The sequence below is a fragment of the Streptomyces lothianensis genome, assembly GCF_047779955.1.
Taxonomy (GTDB): domain Bacteria; phylum Actinomycetota; class Actinomycetes; order Streptomycetales; family Streptomycetaceae; genus Streptomyces.
The window spans coordinates 1-20,056 of the sequence record NZ_JBLMKT010000037.1 but is presented as its reverse complement, the minus strand read 5'-3'; the positions used below and the strand labels follow the sequence as shown (position 1 = coordinate 20,056).

Below are 20,056 nucleotides of genomic sequence, written 5' to 3'. Positions count from 1 at the left end.
GTTACTGGCCTCCGTCGTGGGTGAGCAGATGGTGCAGTGGGGCGTCCTGGGGCAGGGGTTCGGCGGTGTGCCAGGCCTCGGCGAGCGCGCCGACCGCGCCGAGTTCACCGAGCAGCACCCCGCCGACCAGGCGGTCCTCGCGGAGGACGACCTTGCGGTAGGTGCGGCGGGTGGCGTCGGTCAGCCGGATCACGTCATCGCCCTCGCGTGTCGAGGTGTCACCGAACACGGCGAGATCCAGGGGGAGTTGACCCGCTTCGGCGAGGGTCAGGCGGGTGAGGGCGCGGGTGCCCTCGTATACCGGGGCGTCCTCGCCCTGCGCGCCGGAGGTCAGCAGTCCGGCCAGTGCGTCGGCCTGTTCGAGCGCGGGTGTGGCAAGTCCGTAGGTGCGGCCCCGGTGTTCGGCGCAGTCCCCGATCGCGCGGATCGCCGGATCGCTCGTGCGCAGCTCGTCGTCGACGACGATCCCGGTGCGGACGGCGAGCCCGGCCTCCCGCGCGAGATGGGTGCTGGGCCGTACCCCGCAGGCGAGCACCACGAGATCCGCCCCGAGCACGTACCCGTCGGCGAGCGCGACCCCGACGGCCCGCCCGCCCTGGGTGCGCACCTCGCGTACCCGGCACTCGGTGTGCACCTCGACACCGCGCAGGCTGAGATGCTCCCGTACCAACCGGGCGGCCTCCGCGTCGAGTTGCCGCTCCATCACATGTTCGCCCTGCTGCGCGAGCACCACCTGCGCGCCGCGCTCGGCCAGCGCCCGCGCGCACAGCACCCCGAGCAGCCCGCCGCCGATGACGACGGCGCGCGCCCCTTCCCGTACGGCGTCCGAGAGCGCCAGGCAGTCGTCCATGGTGCGGAAGGCGTGCACATTGGCGGGCAGTCCGCCGGTGAGGCCGCGCAGGGGCGGCAGCACCGGGTTGGAGCCGGTCGCGAGCACCAGTGTGTCGTACGGCAGCGGCCGCCCGGCGGCCGCGAGATGCAGCTCGCGGGCGGCACGGTCGATGCGCACCACCCGGTCCTGCACCACGGGGCCCGGATCGGGCAGCGCCGCCACCTGGGCCGGATAGCGCCCGGCGAGAACGTCGGCGAGCAGCACCCGGTTGTACGGCGCGTGCGCCTCGGCACCCACCAGCGTGACGTCCACGCCGGCGGCCGACGGAGTTTTCGCCGCACTCCCGAGCCGCCCGGCCAGCCGCGCCCCGGCGGTGCCGGCTCCGATGACCACGATCCGCTGCTTCATGCGTCTCAGCGTGCGCGGCGGGTGTTGCCCGGCCGGATCGGGCCGGTTTCGGCTTGGGGACCGGATGCTCAGCGGGGTGGGGCGGTGGGTGTGAGGGCGGGGGTGGGGTGGCCGGGCGGTGTCCGGTGGCTCGGCCCACGCCGGTCGGTGCCCGGTGGGTCAGCGCACGCCCGTCATATGGGCGAAGACCACCACGTTGCCCAGGTAGCCGCGCTTCTTCGAATAGCCGCCACCGCAGGTGATCACCCGCAGCTCGGGGCGCTGCGCCGCACCGTACACCTTGTCGTCGGGGAAGGCGCGGCTGTCGTAGACCTCGACCGCGTCGACGGTGAACACGGCGGTCCGCCCGTCGGTGCGGTCGACCTCGATGCTCCGGCCCTTCGTCAGGGAGCCGAGGGAGTAGAAGACCGAGGGGCCCTCGGCGTTGTCGACGTGCCCGGCCACGATCGCGGTGCCGGTGGCGCCAGGCGTCGTACCGGACTCGTACCAGCCCGCGAGGTCGCTGCGCTCGGCGGGCGGCACGTCGAGGCTGCCGTCCTCGGTCAGGCCCAGGCCGGTCAGCGGAACGTCGACGTCGATGGCCGGGATCCGTATCCGGGTCGGCGGGGACGGCGGCAGCGCCTGCGCGCCGGCCTGCCGCGCGGGGGCCCCGCCGCCGTCGGCGGCCTGCGCGGCGGACGGCTGCGGGGGCGCGCCCGCGGCGTCGTGCTGCAGCAGCCACACCCCGGAGCCCAGCGCCAGCACGCTCACCGCGGCTATCGCCGTGTTCAGCGTGCGGGCCCGGGCGGGGCTGCGGCCGCCCCGGCCGGTGGAGCGGTGACCGTCCGTGCCTCGGCCGTCCGTGCCTCGGCCGTCGGTGCTTTGGTCGTCCGCGCGAGGGCAGGCCGATCCCGGGCCGGTGGAGCGGTGACCGTCCGTGCCGGTATCGGTGCCGGTGCTGATCGGTCCGGCCCCGGAGGATTCGTACGACATCGTGCCCCCTGAGGGTTCGTCCGCCGGTCGCCCCGCCCTCTCCGGCTCGGCGGAGGCGGAGGCGGAGAGGGTGGGGGCGGCGGTACCGGTGGACAGCGGAGGTGTCCGTCAGATCCCGTCGCCTCTCGCCCGGCGATGCAGGAGCCAGGTACCGCCCGCGGCGGCGACGGCCAGCGCCGCCACACCCGCCGCGGTCCGCACGGGGTCGGTGCCGACCGCGCCGCCGACCCCCGTCTTCACATGCCCCTTGGGGGTGACCTGCTGATTCGTCGCGGTCAGCGTGACCACCAGATCGCCCGAGACCTCCGCACCGCCCGCGCACTTCGCACGGATCGCATACGTGCCGGGGGAGGCCGAGTCCGGCACGGTGAAGGCGCCCACCGCGTCCTGCGCGTGGGTGGTCGGCCGCAGCTTGAACGCACCGGCCCCCACGGCGCTGGCATCACCGGCCGCGGTGCCGCTCGTGCCGCAGGCCGGGGTGTTCGCGGTGACCTCCGCACCCGGGGTGACGGTCGTCGGATACAGCTCCAGCGACCCGCTGCCCTCCGCTGCGGCCGGTCCCGCCGCCGCGACGGCCGACAGGGCGAGTGCGGATGCGGCGAGCAGACGGGTGGCGGCGATGCGCATGGGCTTCCTCCGGCAGGCGCGCGGCCCGCGGCACCCCCTGTGCCGCCGTCTCGGTCGCACCCCTGCGTACGAGGAAAGTGGCACTCGGCGCCGTACGCCTGTTGAAGCATGTGAACGGGTGACGTATGAGGGCGGACGGGGAACCACCCGCCTGTGTAGCCGCAGGCTGTGGTGGCGATGAATGGGCTGGACAGCACATCGGCCGTGGAAGGGAAGACGGGCAGACATGGACGAAGGCACGGACAGGGCGGACGGAACAGGTAGGAAGGGCGGGCCGGACCGGACGGGCAGCGCGGAGGGCTCCGGCGTATGGACCGTTCTGACGACGACGGACGCGGCGCTCAAGGCGCAGCTCCTGGCGCGCGGCGCGGTGGACGCACGGCTCGCGGCCTGCGCGCAGATCGCCGCGCCGGTCACCTCGGTGTTCCGCTGGGAGGGCAGGATCGAGACCGCCGAGGAGTGGCAGATCCTCTTCAAGACGACGGCGGAGCGCTACCCCCTGCTGCAGGAGTGGCTCCAGGAGGTGCACGACTACGACACCCCCGAGATCATCGCCACCCCGGTCGCCGCGGGGAGCGCGGCCTATCTGGACTGGGTGCGCCGGGAGACCACCCCGTGAGACTGCCCTTCTTCGTCTACGGGACGCTGCGCCCCGGCGAGTACAACCACCGGCGCTTCCTCGCGGGCCGGATCACCGCCGCGGAGCCCGCCCGGTGGACCGGGGCGGTCCTGTACGAAGGCCCCGGATATCCGTACGCGGTGGAGGGCGGCGGCACGGTCCACGGCGAGCTGGTCACCGCGGACCCGGCCGCGTACGAGGCCCTCCTCGCCCTCCTCGACCGCCTGGAGGACTACGTACCGGGCGATCCGCACAACGACTACGAGCGCGTGGCCCGCCCGGTACGGACCGCGGCGGGCGAAGTCCGCGCCTGGGTGTACGTGGCCGCACCCACGGTGGCGGCGAGGCTGCGGGCCTCGGGGCGGCGGATCGAGGGCGGGGACTGGTGCGCGCGGCCCGGTGGGGAGGGCGTCACGCCTGGGAGCGGGCAGCCTCGAGGCGGACCGCGCACACCTTGAACTCCGGCATCCGCGAGACCGGGTCGAGCGCCGGATGCGTCAGCGTGTTGGCCCGCCCCTCCCCGGCCCAGTGGAACGGCATGAACACCGTGTCCGCCCGGATCGCCGCCGTGATCCGGGCCGGTGCCACGGCCCGGCCCCGCCGCGAGACCACCGCGACGGGCTCGCCCTCCTCGACCCCGATCCGCTCCGCGAGCCGCGGATGCAGCTCGACGAACGGCCCCGGGGCGGCCGCGTTCAGCTCCGGCACGCGGCGGGTCTGCGCCCCCGACTGGTACTGCGCGAGCACCCGTCCGGTCGTCAGGACCACCGGATACTCGGCATCGGTCTCCTCACCGGCGGGCCGGTGACTGACGGCGGCGAAACGGGCGCGGCCGTCGGGCGTGGCGAAACGGTCGAGGAAGAGACGGGGGGTGCCGGGGTGCAGGGTGCCGGGATGCCGCCCTTCGCGCGGCGCACCGGCCCCGGTGCCGCCCCCCGCAGCGGCGCCGACACCCGAGCCCACCGAGCCCACCGTGGCTGCCCTCCCGCTCGCTTCCCCTGCCCCCTCCACCTCCACATCCGGACAGGGCCAGAACACCCCCGCACCGTCCTCCTCGGCGAGCCGCCGGTACGTGATCCCCGAATAGTCCGCCGCACCCCCCGCACTCGCCCGCCGAAGCTCCTCGAAAACCTCCTCCGGATCGGCCGGGAACCCCTTCTCCACGCCCAGCCGCGCGGCGAGTTCACCCAATACGGCCAGATCGCTCCGTACCCCCGAAGGCGCCGTGACCGCCTGGCGCCGCAGCAGGACCCGGCCCTCCAGATTGGTGAGCGTGCCGGTCTCCTCGGCCCACTGCGTCACCGGCAGGACGACATCCGCGAGCGCCGCGGTCTCGGAGAGCACCACATCGGCCACGGCGAGGAAGTCGAGCGCGCGCAGCCGCTCCTCGACGTGCGCGGCGCGCGGCGCCGAGACGACCGGGTTGGAGCCCATGAGCAGCAGGGACTTGATGTCGCCCCCGAGCGCGTCGAGCAGCTCGTACGCACTGCGCCCCGGACCGGGCAGCGCATCGGGATCGATGCCCCACACCCCGGCGACATGCGCCCGCGCCGCGGGATCGGCGAGATCGCGATAGCCCGGCAGCTGGTCGGCCTTCTGCCCGTGTTCCCGCCCGCCCTGGCCGTTGCCCTGCCCGGTCAGACAGCCGTAGCCGGACAGCGGACGGCCCGCGCGGCCGGTCGCCAGACAGAGGTTGATCCAGGCGCCGACCGTGTCCGTGCCCTTGGCCTGCTGCTCGGGGCCGCGCGCGGTCAGCACCATCGCGTGCTCCGGGGCGCAGAACAGCTCGACGGCGCGCCGCAGTTGAGGCACCGGCACGCCGGTGATCCGCTCGACCAGTTCCGGCCAGTGCGCCATGGCGCCGGCGCGTGCGGCCTCCCAGCCGTCGGTCCGCTCCCGGATGAACGCCTCGTCCGTGTGCCCCTGGGTGACGACCAGATGCAGCATCCCGAGCGCGAGCGCGAGGTCCGTGCCGGGGCGGGGCGCGAGATGCAGATCGGCCTGCTCGGCGGTTCTGGTCCGCCGCGGGTCGATCACGATCAGGGTGCCGCCGTTCTCCTTCAGCTCGGTGAAGTACCGCAGCGCGGGCGGCATGGTCTCGGCCGGATTGGACCCCACGAGGATCACGCAGCCGGTCCGTGGAATGTCCTCCAGCGGGAACGGCAGCCCACGGTCGATCCCGAAGGCCTTCTTTCCCGCGGCCGCCGCCGAGGACATGCAGAACCGGCCGTTGTAGTCGATCTGAGAGGTCCCGAGCACCACCCGGGCGAACTTCCCCAGCGTGTACGCCTTCTCGTTGGTGAGCCCGCCGCCGCCGAACACGGCACAGGCATCGGCCCCGTGCTCCTCGCGCGTGGCCGAGAGCCGCCCGGCGATCCGTCCGAGCGCCTCCTCCCAGCTCGCGGGCACGAGCTCGCCGCTCCCCGGATCCCTGACGAGCGGCTCGGTCAGCCGCGTGGCACGGCCGAGCAGCGCGGGCGCGCTCTGGCCCTTTCCGCACAGGGCGCCCTTGTTCACCGGGAACTCCGGCCGCGGCACCACGTCGAGCCCGCCGCCCGCGCCCTTGGGCGCGAGCCGCATCCCGCACTGCAGCGCGCAGTACGGACAGTGCGTCGAAGTCGCGTCCGAGGCGTCGGCTCGGTCGTTCCGGGGCGGAGCGTGGTTCGGCATGCCATAAGGGTGCGATGCCGTTGTTACGTCGCCCGTCGAGGCGCGTTACGCGGGAGGTACCGCGACCTCAGCGGGAGCGGCCCACCGCTGTGAGCGCCGCCACCGCGAGTGAGCGGCGCCCGAGCGGTCGCCGCGGGCTGGTGAACACTCCGAAACCCGTCGTCACGGCCGCGCAACCGCCCTGCAACGTGCCCCCGGCACGCTGAAGCGCATGACGGCTGAGATCCCCCGCGCGACGGACCGTACGACAGCCCACACGACGGCGCGTACCACTGCCCGCACGACGGACCGTACGACGGACCGCACGACGGACCGCACGACGGACCGTACGACAGCCACTCCGACGGCCGACCTCACCGTGGCCGACGAAGCCGATGTGCGTGTCCTCGACAGCACCGCCCAACTCATGGGCCGGATCACCGCCCAGCTGGGCCGTCGGCTCGGTCACGTCGGACTCGACGGCCGCCTGCGCGCGGAAGCCCGCCGCGCCGAGGCACCTCCGGCGGGGGCCCGTCCCGCCCCGGCCCTGGTCCTCGTCGGCCACGGCAGCCGCAACCCCGCGACCCTCGCCACCGTAAAGGCACTGCGCGAGCGCATCCGCGAACTGCGGCCCGGACTCGACGTGCGGATCGGGCACATCGAGATCGACGAGCCGTTGCTGCCCGACACCCTCGCCCGGCTCGCCGCCGAAGGCACCGGGGAGGCCGTCCTCGTACCGCTGCTCCTGAGCCGTGGCTTCCACGTCAAGCACGATCTGCCCGCCGCCGCCCGCGAGAGCGCCCTGCGCACCCGCATCGCCGAGCCGCTCGGGGAGCATCCGCTGCTGATCGAGGCGCTGTACGAGAGGCTCGTCGAGGCGGGCTGGCCGGGAGAGGAGCCGCTGACCGAGGGGCTGCGCCGGGGGAGCGGCGTCGTCCTCGCCGCGGCCGGATCGCGTGACCCCGAGTCGGCCGCAGGAACCCGGCGCATCGCCGGACAACTCGCCGAACGCCTCGGCGTCCCGGTCGTCGCCGCCTACGCCTGCGCCGCCGCGCCCGCCGTACCCGCCGCGGTCCGCGCGCTGACCGCCCGCGGCCGGCACCGCGTGGCGGTCGCCTCGTGTTTCACGGCCCCCGGACGCTTCGCCGAGGCCACCGCCGCGGCCGCGCCCTGGATCGCCTCCGCCCCGCTCGGCACCCACCCGGCGATGGCCCACCTCCTCCTGCACCGCTACGACCAGGCCCTGCGCACCCCGGCCCCGACGGGACAACGGCGGCTGGTCCCCGCGTAGGAGCACGAGCGCACAAGGCACCCGGGAGCCGCCCCACCTCCCCCGAACCACGGGGCGTCCGGCCGATCATGCCGCTGCCGCCGGACACCCCGTACTGTCATGGCATGGCAGGCACGCACCACGAAGGCAGCACGCACCACGACGACGCCCGGCACGAAGCCCGCACCACACCCCCCGGCTACGAGGACGCCGCCCTGGAGCGCTGGGCCCCCGAGCCGGACAAGCGTCCCGGCCGTACCGCCTTCCAGCGTGACCGCGCCCGGGTCCTGCACTCCTCGGCGCTGCGGCGCCTCGCGGGCAAGACACAGGTCGTCACGCCGGGGACGCTTCCCCAAGCTCTCGACTCCGCTCGAGCAGGGGGGACCCCACTCCAGGCCTGGGACGCCAGCCCGCGCACCCGGCTGACGCATTCCCTCGAATGCGCCCAGGTCGGCCGCGAGCTGGGCGCCGCGCTCGGCTGCGATCCCGATCTCGTCGAGGCGGCCTGTCTCGCGCACGACTTGGGGCATCCGCCCTTCGGCCACAACGGGGAGCAGGCGCTCAACGAGTTCGCCGCGGACTGGGGCGGTTTCGAGGGCAACGCCCAGTCGCTGCGCCTGCTCACCCGGATCGAACCCAAGCGGTTCGTCCGCTCGCAGCGCCCCGGCGGCGAGGGCGAGATCGTCAGCGTGGGCCTCAATCTCACGCGTGCCGCCCTGGACGCCGCCACCAAGTACCCGTGGCCGCGCGGCGCGCACCCCGGCGATCCCGGCTCGCCGAAGTTCGGGGTGTACGAGGACGACCTGCCGGTCTTCGCCTGGGCGCGCGAGGGCGCGCCGGCCGGGCGCACCTGTTTCGAGGCGCAGGTCATGGACTGGTCCGACGACGTCGCGTACTCCGTGCACGATGTCGAGGACGGGCTGCACGCGGGCCACATCGACCCCAACTTCCTGCACGCCGAGCCCGAACGGCAGGCCGTCTTCGAGGTCGCGATCGGCCGCTACGTACCCGGGGACACCGATCCGCAGGAGCTGGCCGCCGCCCTCGACCGGCTGCTCGACCAGGAGTGGTGGCCGCACGGCTACGACGGCACCGCGGTCGCCCAGGCCCGCCTCAAGGACGCCACCAGCCAGCTGATCGGCCGATTCTGCCTGGCCGCGGAGGGCGCCACGCGCGCGCGGTACGGGCCGGGGCGGCTGACCCGGTACGGCGCCGAGCTCGTCGTACCGAATCAGACGCGCCACGAATGCGCGGTCCTGAAGGCCGTCGCCGACCGGTACGTGATGCAGCGCGAGGAACAGGAGCGGCTGCGCGCGGACCAGCGCATCGTCATCGCGGAACTCGCCGCGGCCCTCACCGCCCGTGCCCCCGAGGGCCTCGACCCGCAGTTCCGCGCCCTGTTCGACGCGGCGGCCGACGACCGCTCCCGGGCCAGGGTCCTGACCGACCAGATCGCCGCCCTGACGGATGCCTCGGCCCGCTCCCTGCACGCACGGCTCACGGCCCCGCGCGCGTGACGGAAGGGGGGCGCGCAGCCCCCGGGCACACCCGCACCACCCCCTCCCCGCACACCCGGAGTGACGAAAACCGGCCTGATCGGCTCATGCCCTCTTCCCCCCTCACGCTCTGTGCGGGACGCTCGCTCAGAGGCCGCCACCCAGGCGGGGGACCGGCGGACGGCCTCTCGGGCAGCACGCGGAAACATGGGAGGCATCAAGTGGTCGACGCGGATGAGACGTTCGTCATCGTCGGAGGCGGACTCGCCGGAGCGAAGGCGGCCGAAACCCTCCGCGCCGAAGGGTTCACCGGGCGGGTGATACTGCTCTGCGACGAACGTGACCGGCCGTACGAGCGGCCGCCCCTGTCCAAGGGGTTCCTCGTCGGCAAGGAGGAGCGCGAGAGCGTCTTCGTGCACGAACCGTCCTGGTACGCGCAGGCCGATGTCGAGCTCCACCTCGGCCAGCCCGCCGTGGCGATCGACCGTGCCCGCCACGAGGTGCGGCTCGGCGACGGCACCGTCGTCGGCTACGACAAGCTGCTGCTCACCACCGGCGCCGAACCGCGCCGCCTGGACATCCCCGGCACCGACCTGAACGGCGTGCACCACCTGCGCCGTCTCGCCCACGCCGAACGCCTCAAGGGCGTCCTCGGCGCGCTCGGCCGGGACAACGGGCATCTGGTGATCGCCGGCGCGGGCTGGATCGGCCTCGAAGTGGCTGCCGCCGCCCGCGGTTTCGGCGCCGAGGTCACCGTCGTCGAGCCGGAGCCGACCCCGCTGCACGGGGTGCTCGGCCCCGAGCTGGGCGGCGTCTTCCAGCAGATGCACAGCGAGCACGGGGTGCGCTTCCACTTCGGCGCGAAGCTCACCGAGATCGTCGGCCAGGACGGTCTGGTCCTTGCCGCCCGCACCGACGACGGCGACGAGCACCCGGCCCACGCCGTGCTCGCCGCGATCGGCGCCGCCCCGCGCACCGCGCTCGCCGAGTCCGCGGGCCTCGACCTGGCCGGGCGCGCGCACGGCGGCGGAATCTCCGTCGACGCCTCGCTCAGGACCTCGGATCCCGACATCTTCGCGGCCGGTGACGTGGCAAGCGCCCGGCACCCGGTCCTGGACACCCGCCTGCGCGTCGAGCACTGGGCCAACGCACTCAACGGCGGCCCCGCGGCGGCCCGCGCGATGCTCGGCCGCCCCGTCTCGTACGACCGCATCCCGTATTTCTTCTCCGACCAGTACGACATGGGCCTGGAGTACTCGGGCTGGGCGCCCCCGGGCTCGTACGACCAGGTCGTGATCCGCGGGGATGCGACGAAGCGGGAGTTCATCGCGTTCTGGCTGTCCGAGGGCCGCGTCCTGGCCGGGATGAACGTGAACGTATGGGATGTGACCGACCCCATTCAGCAGCTCATCCGCACCGGAGCCCGCCCCGACCAGGAGCGCCTGGCCGATCCCGGCACCCCGCTGGAGTTCCTGCTGGAGGCATCCGAGGGCGACTGACCCGGGCGGGCAGAGGCGGCCGGATCCGACTGTCACACGTGACCCGTAGACTTCACGCGTGGCAGGCAGGATCAATGACGAGGACGTGAAGGCGGTACGGGACGCGGTCCCGATCGACGCCGTCGTCTCCGAGTACCTGCAACTGCGCAACGCGGGCGGCGGGAACCTCAAGGGCCTCTGCCCCTTCCACGACGAGAAGTCGCCGTCCTTCCAGGTCAGCCCGAGCAAGGGGTTCTTCCACTGCTTCGGCTGCCAGGAGGGCGGCGACACCATCACGTTCGTGATGAAGATCGACCACCTCACCTTCTCGGAGGCGGTCGAGCGCCTCGCCGGCCAGGCGGGCATCACGCTGCGTTACGAGGAGGGCGGGTACAACCCCTCCCACCAGCGCGGCGAGCGGATCCGCCTGATCGAGGCGCACAAGATCGCCGCGCAGTACTACCAGGAGCAGCTCGCCACCGGCCCCGAGGCCGAGATCGGCCGGGTCTTCCTCGCCGAGCGCGGCTTCGACCAGGCCGCCGCCGAGCACTTCGGCGTGGGCTACAGCCCGGCAGGCTGGGACCACCTCACCCGCTTCCTACGCGGCAAGGGCTTCTCCGACAAGGAGCTGATCACCTCCGGCCTCTCCCAGGACGGCCGCCGCGGCCCCATCGACCGCTTCCGCGGCCGCCTGATGTGGCCGATCCGCGACATCGGCGGCGAGGTCGTCGGCTTCGGCGCCCGCCGCCTGCGCGAGGACGACAACGGGCCGAAGTACCTCAACACCCCCGAGACCCCGGTCTACAAGAAGTCCCAGGTCCTGTACGGCATCGACCTGGCGAAGAAGGACATCGCCAAGACCTCGCGCGCGGTCGTCGTCGAGGGCTATACGGACGTCATGGCCTGCCACCTCGCGGGCGTGCCCACCGCCATCGCGACCTGCGGCACCGCCTTCGGCGGCGAGCACATCAAGATCCTGCGCCGCCTGCTCATGGACAACGGCAGCGCCCGCGTCATCTTCACCTTCGACGGCGACGCGGCCGGGCAGAAGGCGGCCCTGCGCGCCTTCGAGGACGACCAGAAGTTCGCCGCCGAGACCTTCATCGCCATCGCACCCGACGGCATGGACCCCTGCGACCTGCGCCTCGCCAAGGGCGACGAGGCGGTCGCCGACCTCGTCCAGCCCCGCACCCCGCTCTACGAGTTCGCGCTGCGCCAGATCGTCGGCCGCTACAACCTCGACACCGCGGGCGGCCGCGCCGCCGCGCTCGACGAGGCCGCGCCGATCGTGGCCCGCATCAAGGGCGCCACGCAGCACGAGGTCGCCGTCGACCTCGCCGGCATGCTCGGCATCCTCGACACCCAGTTCGTGGTCAAGCGCGTCGCCCAGCACGCCCGCTGGGCCCGCGAGCGCGGCGGCCGCGAGGGGCGCGGCGGGCGTGGCGGCGGCCCGGCACAGCAGCAGCGACAGCAGCCCGCGTACGAGGAGACGCAGCCCCGCCGTCCCTCCGGAGCGCCCCTGAACCTGCGCAACCCGGCCTACGCCACCGAACGCGAGCTCCTCAAACTCGCCTTGCAGCGCCCCGAGCTGGTCTCCCCGGCCTTCGACGCCTACGGGGTCGACGAGTTCACCGCCCCGCCGTACGCCGCCGTTCGCCAGGCCATCCTGGAGGCGGGCGGCGCCGAGTACGGGGCCGCCGATCCGCAGGCCTACCTCGTACGCGTCCGTGAGGCGGCCCCCGACGACCAGGTCCGCGCCATGGTCACCGAGCTGGCGGTCGAGGCGATCATGCGCCGGACCGTCGACGAGACCTACGCGGGGGAGCAACTGGTGGCCGTACGCCGCCGCGCCGTCGACCGCCGCGTCCACGACATCCAGGGCTCCCTGGCCCGCCTCGGCCAGCACGCGGACCCGGCGCAGTACGCGGCCGTCCAGGAGGAGCTGATGGTCCTTCAGCGCTACAACAGGGCGCTGCAGGACCGGGGCGCGGCAGCGCTCTGACGGACGGGCCGCCGCGCGGGGTCGGTGCAGGAACCGACGGACGCCTGCGTCGTACGGTCCGGCACACGGCCCTGTCCTGCGGGTAACCGCCCGGTCACGGACCGGACTCAAAAAGTCACCGCACGCCCCTCGTGGCAGGGATGTGTCGTACCCCACACTGGGGGCGGTGCCGCGAGTCCCTGCCCTACCGCTGCCGCGGATACCCCCCGTGCGGCGGCGATCACCCTGGAGGTCGCCCCGGTGCAGACCCAGACCCAGACGTTGAGCAGCACACCCGGCAGCACACCCGGCAGCACGACCGGCAGCAGGACCGGGGGCACGACCAGCGGCACGCAGACCGGCGAGGAGCCCGCTGCCGAGTTCCTCCCCGCCCTCCCCACGCAGAGCCCGTCCACCCGTCACCCGGAGACCACGGGCGAATCCGCTTCGGCCGCCGAGCAGCCAGAACCCACACCGGCCGCCGAACAGCACGAACCGCGCACCGCGCGCGCCGACACCGGCGGCCCCTCGTCGGACCTGTTCCGCCAGTACCTGCGGGAGATCGGCCGGATCCCCCTGCTCAGCGCCGCCGAGGAGGTCGAGCTCGCCCGCCGCGTGGAGGCCGGGCTCTTCGCCGAGGAGAAACTCGCCCGCACCCCGGACCTCGACACCCGCCTCGCCCTCGACCTCGACCGGCTCGTCGTCATGGGCCGGATGGCGAAGCGCCGCCTCATCGAGGCGAACCTGCGCCTGGTCGTCTCGGTCGCCAAGCGGTACGTGGGCCGCGGCCTGACCATGCTCGACCTCGTCCAGGAAGGAAACCTGGGCCTGATCAGGGCCGTCGAGAAGTTCGACTACGCCCGCGGCTACAAGTTCTCCACGTACGCGACCTGGTGGATCCGCCAGGCCATGTCCCGCGCCCTCGCCGACCAGGCCCGGACCATCCGCGTGCCGGTGCATGTCGTCGAGCTGATCAACCGGGTCGTCCGGGTCCAGCGCCGCATGCTGCAGGAACGCGGCTACGAACCCACCCCCGAGGAGGTCGCCGGCCACCTCGACCTGACTCAGGAGCGGGTCAGCGAGGTCCTCCGCCTCGCCCAGGAACCGGTCTCGCTGCACACCCCGGTCGGCGAGGAGGACGATGTGGCGCTCGGCGACCTCATCGAGGACGGCGATGCCACCTCGCCCGTCGAGTCCGCCGCGTTCCTGCTGCTGCGCCAGCACCTGGACGCCGTGCTCTCCACCCTCGGCGAACGCGAACGCAAGGTCGTACAGCTGCGCTACGGCCTGGCGGACGGCCGCCCGCGCACCCTGGAGGAGATCGGCCGCATCTTCGGCGTGACCCGCGAACGCATCCGCCAGATCGAGTCGAAAACCCTCAACAAACTCCGCGACCACGCCTTCGCGGACCAGCTCAGGGGCTACCTGGACTGATCGGACCGGGAGCGGGGACACCTGCCCGGCGTCGGCATCGGCGTTGGTGTCGGCATTGGCATTGGCACTGGCGTCGGAACCGGAACCGGGGCCGGGGCCGGGGCCGGGGAGACGCCCCGACTGCCGGGCCGCCCCCGCCCCCGCCCCGTCCCGGCTCACTCCACCTCGACCACGGCCTCCGCGAACTGCGCCTTGTACAGCCGCGCATACGCTCCGCCCGCATCGAGCAGGGCCTCGTGCGTGCCCTGTTCCACGATCGAGCCGTCCTCCATCACCAGGATCGTGTCCGCGTCCCGGATCGTGGAGAGGCGGTGCGCGATCACGAAGGACGTACGGCCGTGCGCGAGCCGCGCCATCGCCTTCTGGATCAGCACCTCCGTACGGGTGTCGACGGAGCTGGTCGCCTCGTCGAGGACCAGGATCACCGGATCGGACAGGAAGGCCCGCGCGATGGTGATCAGCTGCTTCTCACCGGCGCTGACCCCCGTGCCCTCGTCGTCGATCACGGTGTCGTAGCCCTCGGGCAGTGTCCGGATGAACCGGTCCGCGTGCGCCGCACGCGCCGCGTCCTCGATCTCCTCACGCGTGACGTCCTTCGCCGCTCCATACGCGATGTTCTCCGCGATCGTGCCGCCGAACAGCCAGGTGTCCTGGAGCACCATGCCGATCCCGGAGCGCAGCTCGTCCCGGGACATCCGCGCCAGGTCCACGCCGTCGAGCGTGATGCGGCCGCCCGTCACCTCGTAGAACCGCATCAGCAGGTTGACGAGCGTGGTCTTGCCCGCGCCGGTCGGGCCGACGATCGCGACCGTGTGCCCGGGCTCCACCCGGAGCGAGAGGTCCTCGATGAGCGGCTTGTCCACCTCGTAGCGGAAGGAGACGTTCTCCAGGGCGACCCGGCCCTCCAGGCGCGCGGGGCGCTCGGCGGGCCGGGGGTCCTCGGACTGCTCCTCCGCGTCGAGGAGCTCGAAGATCCGCTCGGCCGAGGCGACACCGGACTGCACCAGGTTCGCCATCGAGGCGACCTGCGTCAGCGGCATCGAGAACTGCCGCGAGTACTGGATGAACGCCTGTACGTCACCGATCGACAGCGAGCCCGAGGCGACCCGCAGACCGCCGACCACGGCGACGAGCACGTAGTTCAGGTTGGAGATGAAGAACATCAGCGGCTGCATCGCCCCGCTGTTGAACTGCGCCTTGAACGAGGCCTCGTACAGCGCCTCGTTGTGCTCCTCGAACTGCCGCGCCGACTCCTCCTGCCGCCCGAAGACCTTCACCAGGTTGTGCCCGGTGTACATCTCCTCGACGTGCGCGTTGACCTTGCCGGTCGACTTCCACTGCTGCACGAAGTGCGGCTGCGAGCGTTTGCCGACCGTCTTCGCCACGTAGAACGACAGCGGCACGGTGATCAGCGCCACGAGCGCGAGCAGCGGCGAGATCCAGAACATCATCACCAGGACGCCGACGATGGTGAGCAGCGAGTTCACCAGCTGGCCCATGGACTGCTGCAGCGTCTGCTGGATGTTGTCGATGTCGTTCGTGGCCCGGCTGAGCACCTCGCCGCGCTGCCGCTTGTCGAAGTACGACAGCGGCAGCCGCGAGAGCTTCGCCTGCAGGTCCTCGCGCATCCGGTAGACCGTCAGGTTCACGGCCCGGTTCACCAGGCGTGTCGCCACCGCCATCAGGGCGCCCGCGAGCAGGAACACCGTCAGCGCGAGAAGCAGCGTCTCGCCGACCGCACCGAAGTCGATGCCCTCGCCGGGCGTGAAGTCCATCCCGGACAGCATGTCCGCCTGGCCGTCGTCGCCGCGCGCCCGCATCTCCTCGAGCACCTCGGCCCTCGTGGCACCCTCGGGCATGTCACGGCCGATGATCCCGCCGAAGATCAGGTCGGTGGCGTGCCCGAGGATCTTCGGGCCCACCACGGACAGCGCCACGCTCAGCATGACCGCGATGATCATCGCGTACATGATGAAGCGCTGCGGTCTGAACTGCGCGAGCAGCCGCTTGCCCGAGCCCTTGAAGTCCATGGACCGCTGATCGGGCCCGCCCCCGGCCATCATCCGCCCCGCCGGCCCCGCCATTACTGTGCCTCCTTGTTCGCCCCGCCGCGGCAGCGGCTGATGTCACGGTCGCCCACGCGACGCAGAGGTGCGGCCTTCGTCCTCGTCTGCGGCCCGGTGGCCGCGTGTGCGACGCTCACGCAGCCTCCGCTTCCGTGAGCTGGGACAGCACAATCTCCCGGTACGTCCCGTTGTCCTGCATCAGTTCCTCATGCCGCCCGACCCCGACGACCCGGCCCTCGTCCATCACCAGAATCCGGTCGGCATCGCGGATCGTCGACACCCGCTGGGCGACGATCACCACCGTCGCCTCCGAGGTCTCGCGCGCCAGTGCGCCCCGCAGCGCCGCGTCCGTCGCGTAGTCGAGCGCCGAGAACGAGTCGTCGAAGAGGTAGATCTCCGGCCGCTGCACCAGCGTCCGCGCGATCGCGAGCCGCTGGCGCTGACCGCCCGAGACGTTCGTGCCGCCCTGCGCGATCGGCGCGTTCAGCCCGTTCTCCAGGGCCCGTACGAAGTCGGCCGCCTGCGCCACCTCCAGCGCCTGCCACAGCTCCTCGTCGCTCGCGTCCGGATTCCCGTAGCGCAGATTCGTCGCCACGGTCCCGGAGAACAGATACGGCTTCTGCGGTACGAGCCCCACCGTCCGCGCGAGCAGCCGCGGATCGAGCGTGCCCACCTCGACCCCGTCGACGAGGACCTCGCCCTCGGTCGCGTCGTACAGCCGCGGTACGAGCCCGAGCAGCGTCGACTTGCCGGAGCCCGTCGACCCGATCACCGCCGTCACCTCACCGGGCCGGGCGGTCAGCGAGACCGCCTTGAGCACCGGTTCCTCGGCACCCGGATAGCGGAAACCCGCGTCCCTGATCTCCAGCTGCCCGTGCGTCCGGAGTTCCCGCACCGGATCCGAAGGCGGCACCACGGAGGACTCGGTGTCGAGCACCTCCATGATCCGTTCGGCGCAGACCTCGGCGCGCGGCACCATCATGAACATGAACGTGGCCATCATCACGCTCATCACGATCTGCATCAGATACGCCAGGAACGCGGTCAGCGCCCCGATCTGCATCCCGCCGCTGTCGATGCGGTGCGCACCGAACCACACCACGGCGATCGACGAGATGTTCACGACCGTCATCACGATCGGGAACATCAGCGCGAGCAGCCGGCCCGTGCCGAGGGAGACCTCGGTCAGCTCCTCGTTGGCCTTCCGGAACCGCTCCTTCTCGTAGGCGTCCTTCACGAAGGCCCTGATCACCCGGTTGCCGGTGATCTGCTCCCGCAGCACCCGGTTCACGGTGTCGAGCCGCTCCTGCATCGAACGGAACAGCGGCCGCAGCCTGAGCACGATCGTCGAGACCGCGATGCCGAGCACCGGCACCACCGCCACGAGCACCCCGGACAGCGGCACGTCCAGGCCGAGCGCCATCACGATGCCGCCGACGCACATGATGGGAGCCGAGACCATCAGAGTGAACGCCATCAGGCAGAGCATCTGCACCTGCTGGACGTCGTTCGTGGTACGAGTGATCAGCGAGGGCGCGCCGAAGTGACCCACCTCGCGGGCCGAGAACGACTGCACCCGGGCGAAGACCGCGGCCCGTACGTCACGGCCGAGCGCCGCGGCGGTCCGTGCGCCGAAGAAGACCGCGCCGATGTTGCACACCACCTGGACGACGGTGATCCCGATCATCAGGGCGCCGAAGGTGAGGATGTAGCCCGTGTCGCCCTGCACGACACCGTTGTCGATGATGTCCGCGTTCAGGGTGGGCAGGTAGAGCGTGGCGCAGGTCTGCAGGAACTGCAGCAGCACCAGGATGGAGATCGGTTTCTTGTACGGAGCGAGGTGTTCCCGCAGGAGTCGTATGAGCACGCGATACCTATCGCAGTAGCCGGAGGCAACGTTTCAGTCCTCCGCCATCCTGCGACACTCCGGCGGCGCCGGCTCAACCGATTTTCCCAAGCCCGGGTCAAGAAAAGCCGGGGCGGACCCGGGGCCGCAGCCCCGGACCCTTGGGGCTGAGCCGCGAACCGGGCCGCCCGGGCGCCTTCCGCGGGCGGCCCGTGCCTCAGACTCCCGTGGGCCCGAAAGCACCCGGATGGGTCTGCTCCCGCGCCGCGATGTACTGCTGGCGCAGCGCCTGCCCCACGGCCAGCTCCTCACCCGGCTCGAAGACCTGCGTCGCCGCGCCCTGCCAGGCCGGGGGAGCGGCCGCGTGCAGCGTGCCCTCCCGCACCCCGAGCGCCCAGGCCGCCTGGCGCGCCGCGCCGAGCGCCGCGTAGTCCGCGGGCTGCGGCACCAGGACCTGCGCACCGAGCAGCATCGGAGCGGCTGCCTGCACGGCCGGCAGCTCGGCGGCCGCGCCGAGCAGGAACACCCGCCGCACCTCCACCCCGCGCGCCCGCAGCACGTCGAGCGCGTCCGCGAGCGAGCAGAGCATGCCCTCGAAGGCGGCCCGCGCCAGATGCTCCGGCTTCATCGACTCGCGCCGCAGGCCGTGCAGCGAACCCGCCGTATGCGGCAGCTGCGGCGTCTTCTCGCCCTCCAGATACGGCAGCAGGACCATCCCGTGCGCACCCGGGGTCGACTTCGTCGCGAGCTCGCTGAGCCCGTTCAGATCGGTGGACAGCAGATCCGCGGTGCCGCGCAGCGCCCGTACGGCGTTGAGCGTGTGCACCACCGGGAGGTGCATCCCGGTCGCATCGGCGAGGGAGGTGATCATCCCGCTCGGATCCACCAGCGCCTCGTGATGCACGGCCATCACCGAGCCGGACGCACCGAGCGAGACCACGGCGTCCCCGACCCCGATTCCGAGGCCGAACGCGGCCGCCATCGTCTCGCCCGTACCCGAGGAGATCAGCAGCCCCTCCGGAGTCGTCCCCGCCGTCTCGGCCGGACCGAGCACCTCGGGCAGCGCGACCTGATGCCCGAGCGCGAGCTCCACCAGATCAGGGCGGTACGAGGACGAGGCGGCCGACCAGTACCCCGTACCCGAGGCGCCACCGCGGTCCGCCGTCCGGCGCGCGGGCCGCCCCAGCAGCTGCCACACCAGCCAGTCATGCGCCTGCAGCACCCCGGCCACCCGCTGCGCCGCCTCCGGCTCGCTGCGGGCCAGCCAGCGCAGCTTCGTCACCGGATGCTGGGCCTGCGGCACACAGCCCACCGCCTCCGCCCAGGCCTGCCGCCCGCCGAAGGCATCGATCAGATCCGCCGCGGCGACCTGCGTGCGCTTGTCGCCGCCGACGAGCGCGGGGCGCACCGTGTTCCCCTGCGCGTCCAGCGGGACCAGCGCGTTCTGCTGCGCCGAGACCCCGATGGCCTGCACCCCTTCGAGCAGCCCGCCGGTCGCGGCCTCACCGAGACTGAGCAGCCACGCCTGCGGATCGACGTCGGCGGGCTTGCCGCCACCGGAGCTGCCGACGCCCCCGCCGGTCTCCAGCGGATGCGGGGCATAGCCCTGCCTGACGACGGCACCGGTGTCGGTGTCGCAGACCACGATGCGTGTGAACTCGGAAGAGCTGTCCAGCCCGGCGACTATCCCCATGCCGCAAGATTTTGCCCTACGCGCGGGGCGGGGCGGCGGGGACTACGCGTGACACGTCGGCAAGGGCCCCGGGCCTACGTGTTGCTGGTGCCCCAGTCGTCCTCGGTGCCGCTGCCGGACTTCTCGCGCAGCGAACGCACCCGGTCCGCCACCGAGTCCGGCACCCTGTCGCCGACCTTCTCACTGACCGAGGCGAAGGCCTTGCCCGCCGCCTGACGGCCGGTCTGGGCCGCCGACTCGACGGTGTTGCGGACGGCGGGATTCTCCGCGAACTGACGAGCCGACTTCCTGAGCTGCTCGTAGCGCTCCCGGCCCGCACGCGTGCCGATCACGTATCCGAGGGCCAGTCCGGCGAGGAACGTGAGCTTGTACCGCATGCCTGCCACCCTTTCGTAGCGTCCGGGGCCGCGTCGTCAGCGTCCGGTGCTGCGCCCCTACCCGGAACCGATTGGCGGAGCACCCCCCTGCTTGCGCTAATGTATGTGTCGCAGCGAGCGCACGCCGTCCTGGGGACACCCAGGCAGGTGATCTTGCTGCACACGAGGCATTCCCCTGTAGCTCAATTGGCAGAGCAGCCGGCTGTTAACCGGCAGGTTACTGGTTCGAGTCCAGTCGGGGGAGCTTCGGTCTCCTGTAGCTCAATTGGCAGAGCAGCCGGCTGTTAACCGGCAGGTTACTGGTTCGA

15 protein-coding genes and 1 tRNA gene are annotated in these 20,056 nt (G+C 72.5%); 8 read left to right on the top strand and 8 right to left on the bottom strand.

The features are described 5' to 3' along the window. Position 1: 1 nt before the first annotated feature. The 3 genes from ACLF6P_RS12560 to ACLF6P_RS12550 all read right to left on the bottom strand — a co-directional run bounded on the left by ACLF6P_RS12560 (position 2) and on the right by ACLF6P_RS12550 (position 2,839). Positions 2 to 1,240 (bottom strand): NAD(P)/FAD-dependent oxidoreductase, encoded by a 1,239-nt coding sequence (locus ACLF6P_RS12560; protein WP_415950214.1) that lies wholly within the window; start codon positions 1,238 to 1,240, stop codon positions 2 to 4. Positions 1,241 to 1,399: 159 nt separating this feature from the next. Then, complete coding sequence (locus tag ACLF6P_RS12555) at positions 1,400 to 2,011, bottom strand: class F sortase (RefSeq protein WP_415950487.1); 612 nt, start codon at positions 2,009 to 2,011, stop codon at positions 1,400 to 1,402. Between the two features lie 309 nt (positions 2,012 to 2,320). Continuing rightward, the gene (locus ACLF6P_RS12550; protein WP_415950212.1) at positions 2,321 to 2,839 is read right to left on the bottom strand and encodes a hypothetical protein; all 519 of its coding nucleotides are present in this window, start codon (positions 2,837 to 2,839) and stop codon (positions 2,321 to 2,323) included. A gap of 226 nt (positions 2,840 to 3,065) precedes the next feature. Between ACLF6P_RS12550 and cutA the strand changes: the two genes are divergently transcribed. Further along, positions 3,066 to 3,458 (top strand): divalent-cation tolerance protein CutA, encoded by a 393-nt coding sequence (cutA, locus tag ACLF6P_RS12545; RefSeq protein ID WP_415950210.1) that lies wholly within the window; start codon positions 3,066 to 3,068, stop codon positions 3,456 to 3,458. Then, on the top strand, positions 3,455 to 3,916 hold the full coding sequence (locus ACLF6P_RS12540; RefSeq protein ID WP_415950209.1) for a gamma-glutamylcyclotransferase family protein: 462 nt from the start codon (positions 3,455 to 3,457) through the stop codon (positions 3,914 to 3,916). Before cutA ends, ACLF6P_RS12540 begins: the two co-directional genes overlap by 4 nt. On the opposite strand, the gene ACLF6P_RS12535 is transcribed toward ACLF6P_RS12540, so the two are convergent. Further along, positions 3,870 to 6,128, bottom strand: coding sequence for a molybdopterin oxidoreductase family protein (locus tag ACLF6P_RS12535; protein ID WP_415950208.1), 2,259 nt, complete (start codon positions 6,126 to 6,128; stop codon positions 3,870 to 3,872). The genes ACLF6P_RS12540 and ACLF6P_RS12535 overlap by 47 nt on opposite strands. A gap of 406 nt (positions 6,129 to 6,534) precedes the next feature. Here ACLF6P_RS12535 and ACLF6P_RS12530 point away from each other — a divergent pair, with 406 nt between their 5' ends. From ACLF6P_RS12530 to ACLF6P_RS12510, 5 genes are all read left to right on the top strand, one after another. Next, entirely contained in the window at positions 6,535 to 7,398 is an 864-nt protein-coding gene (locus tag ACLF6P_RS12530) for a sirohydrochlorin chelatase (RefSeq protein WP_415950486.1), read from the top strand. A 104-nt stretch (positions 7,399 to 7,502) separates the two neighbouring features. Beyond that, a complete protein-coding gene (locus ACLF6P_RS12525; protein ID WP_415950207.1) occupies positions 7,503 to 8,894 on the top strand; it encodes a deoxyguanosinetriphosphate triphosphohydrolase in 1,392 nt (463 codons plus the stop codon). 200 nt (positions 8,895 to 9,094) lie between these two features. Then, positions 9,095 to 10,372 carry an NAD(P)/FAD-dependent oxidoreductase gene (locus tag ACLF6P_RS12520; RefSeq protein WP_415950206.1) on the top strand — a complete coding sequence of 426 codons (1,278 nt, stop codon included), beginning with the start codon at positions 9,095 to 9,097 and terminating at the stop codon, positions 10,370 to 10,372. Positions 10,373 to 10,430: 58 nt separating this feature from the next. Beyond that, on the top strand, positions 10,431 to 12,353 hold the full coding sequence (gene dnaG / locus ACLF6P_RS12515; RefSeq protein ID WP_415950205.1) for a DNA primase: 1,923 nt from the start codon (positions 10,431 to 10,433) through the stop codon (positions 12,351 to 12,353). Positions 12,354 to 12,593: 240 nt separating this feature from the next. Continuing rightward, a complete protein-coding gene (locus ACLF6P_RS12510) occupies positions 12,594 to 13,766 on the top strand; it encodes an RNA polymerase sigma factor (RefSeq protein ID WP_415950203.1) in 1,173 nt (390 codons plus the stop codon). A 155-nt stretch (positions 13,767 to 13,921) separates the two neighbouring features. On the opposite strand, the gene ACLF6P_RS12505 is transcribed toward ACLF6P_RS12510, so the two are convergent. From ACLF6P_RS12505 to ACLF6P_RS12490, 4 genes are all read right to left on the bottom strand, one after another. Then, positions 13,922 to 15,850 carry an ABC transporter ATP-binding protein gene (locus ACLF6P_RS12505; RefSeq protein WP_415950202.1) on the bottom strand — a complete coding sequence of 643 codons (1,929 nt, stop codon included), beginning with the start codon at positions 15,848 to 15,850 and terminating at the stop codon, positions 13,922 to 13,924. Positions 15,851 to 15,965: 115 nt separating this feature from the next. Then, a complete protein-coding gene (locus tag ACLF6P_RS12500; RefSeq protein ID WP_415950201.1) occupies positions 15,966 to 17,699 on the bottom strand; it encodes an ABC transporter ATP-binding protein in 1,734 nt (577 codons plus the stop codon). Between the two features lie 196 nt (positions 17,700 to 17,895). Further along, positions 17,896 to 19,371, bottom strand: coding sequence for an FGGY family carbohydrate kinase (locus ACLF6P_RS12495; RefSeq protein ID WP_415950199.1), 1,476 nt, complete (start codon positions 19,369 to 19,371; stop codon positions 17,896 to 17,898). Between the two features lie 74 nt (positions 19,372 to 19,445). Then, positions 19,446 to 19,748 carry a YtxH domain-containing protein gene (locus ACLF6P_RS12490; RefSeq protein ID WP_415950198.1) on the bottom strand — a complete coding sequence of 101 codons (303 nt, stop codon included), beginning with the start codon at positions 19,746 to 19,748 and terminating at the stop codon, positions 19,446 to 19,448. Positions 19,749 to 19,919: 171 nt separating this feature from the next. On the opposite strand from ACLF6P_RS12490, the gene ACLF6P_RS12485 reads away from it, so the two are divergent. Next, a tRNA-Asn gene (locus ACLF6P_RS12485) sits at positions 19,920 to 19,992 on the top strand. The last annotated feature ends 64 nt before the right edge of the window (positions 19,993 to 20,056 follow it).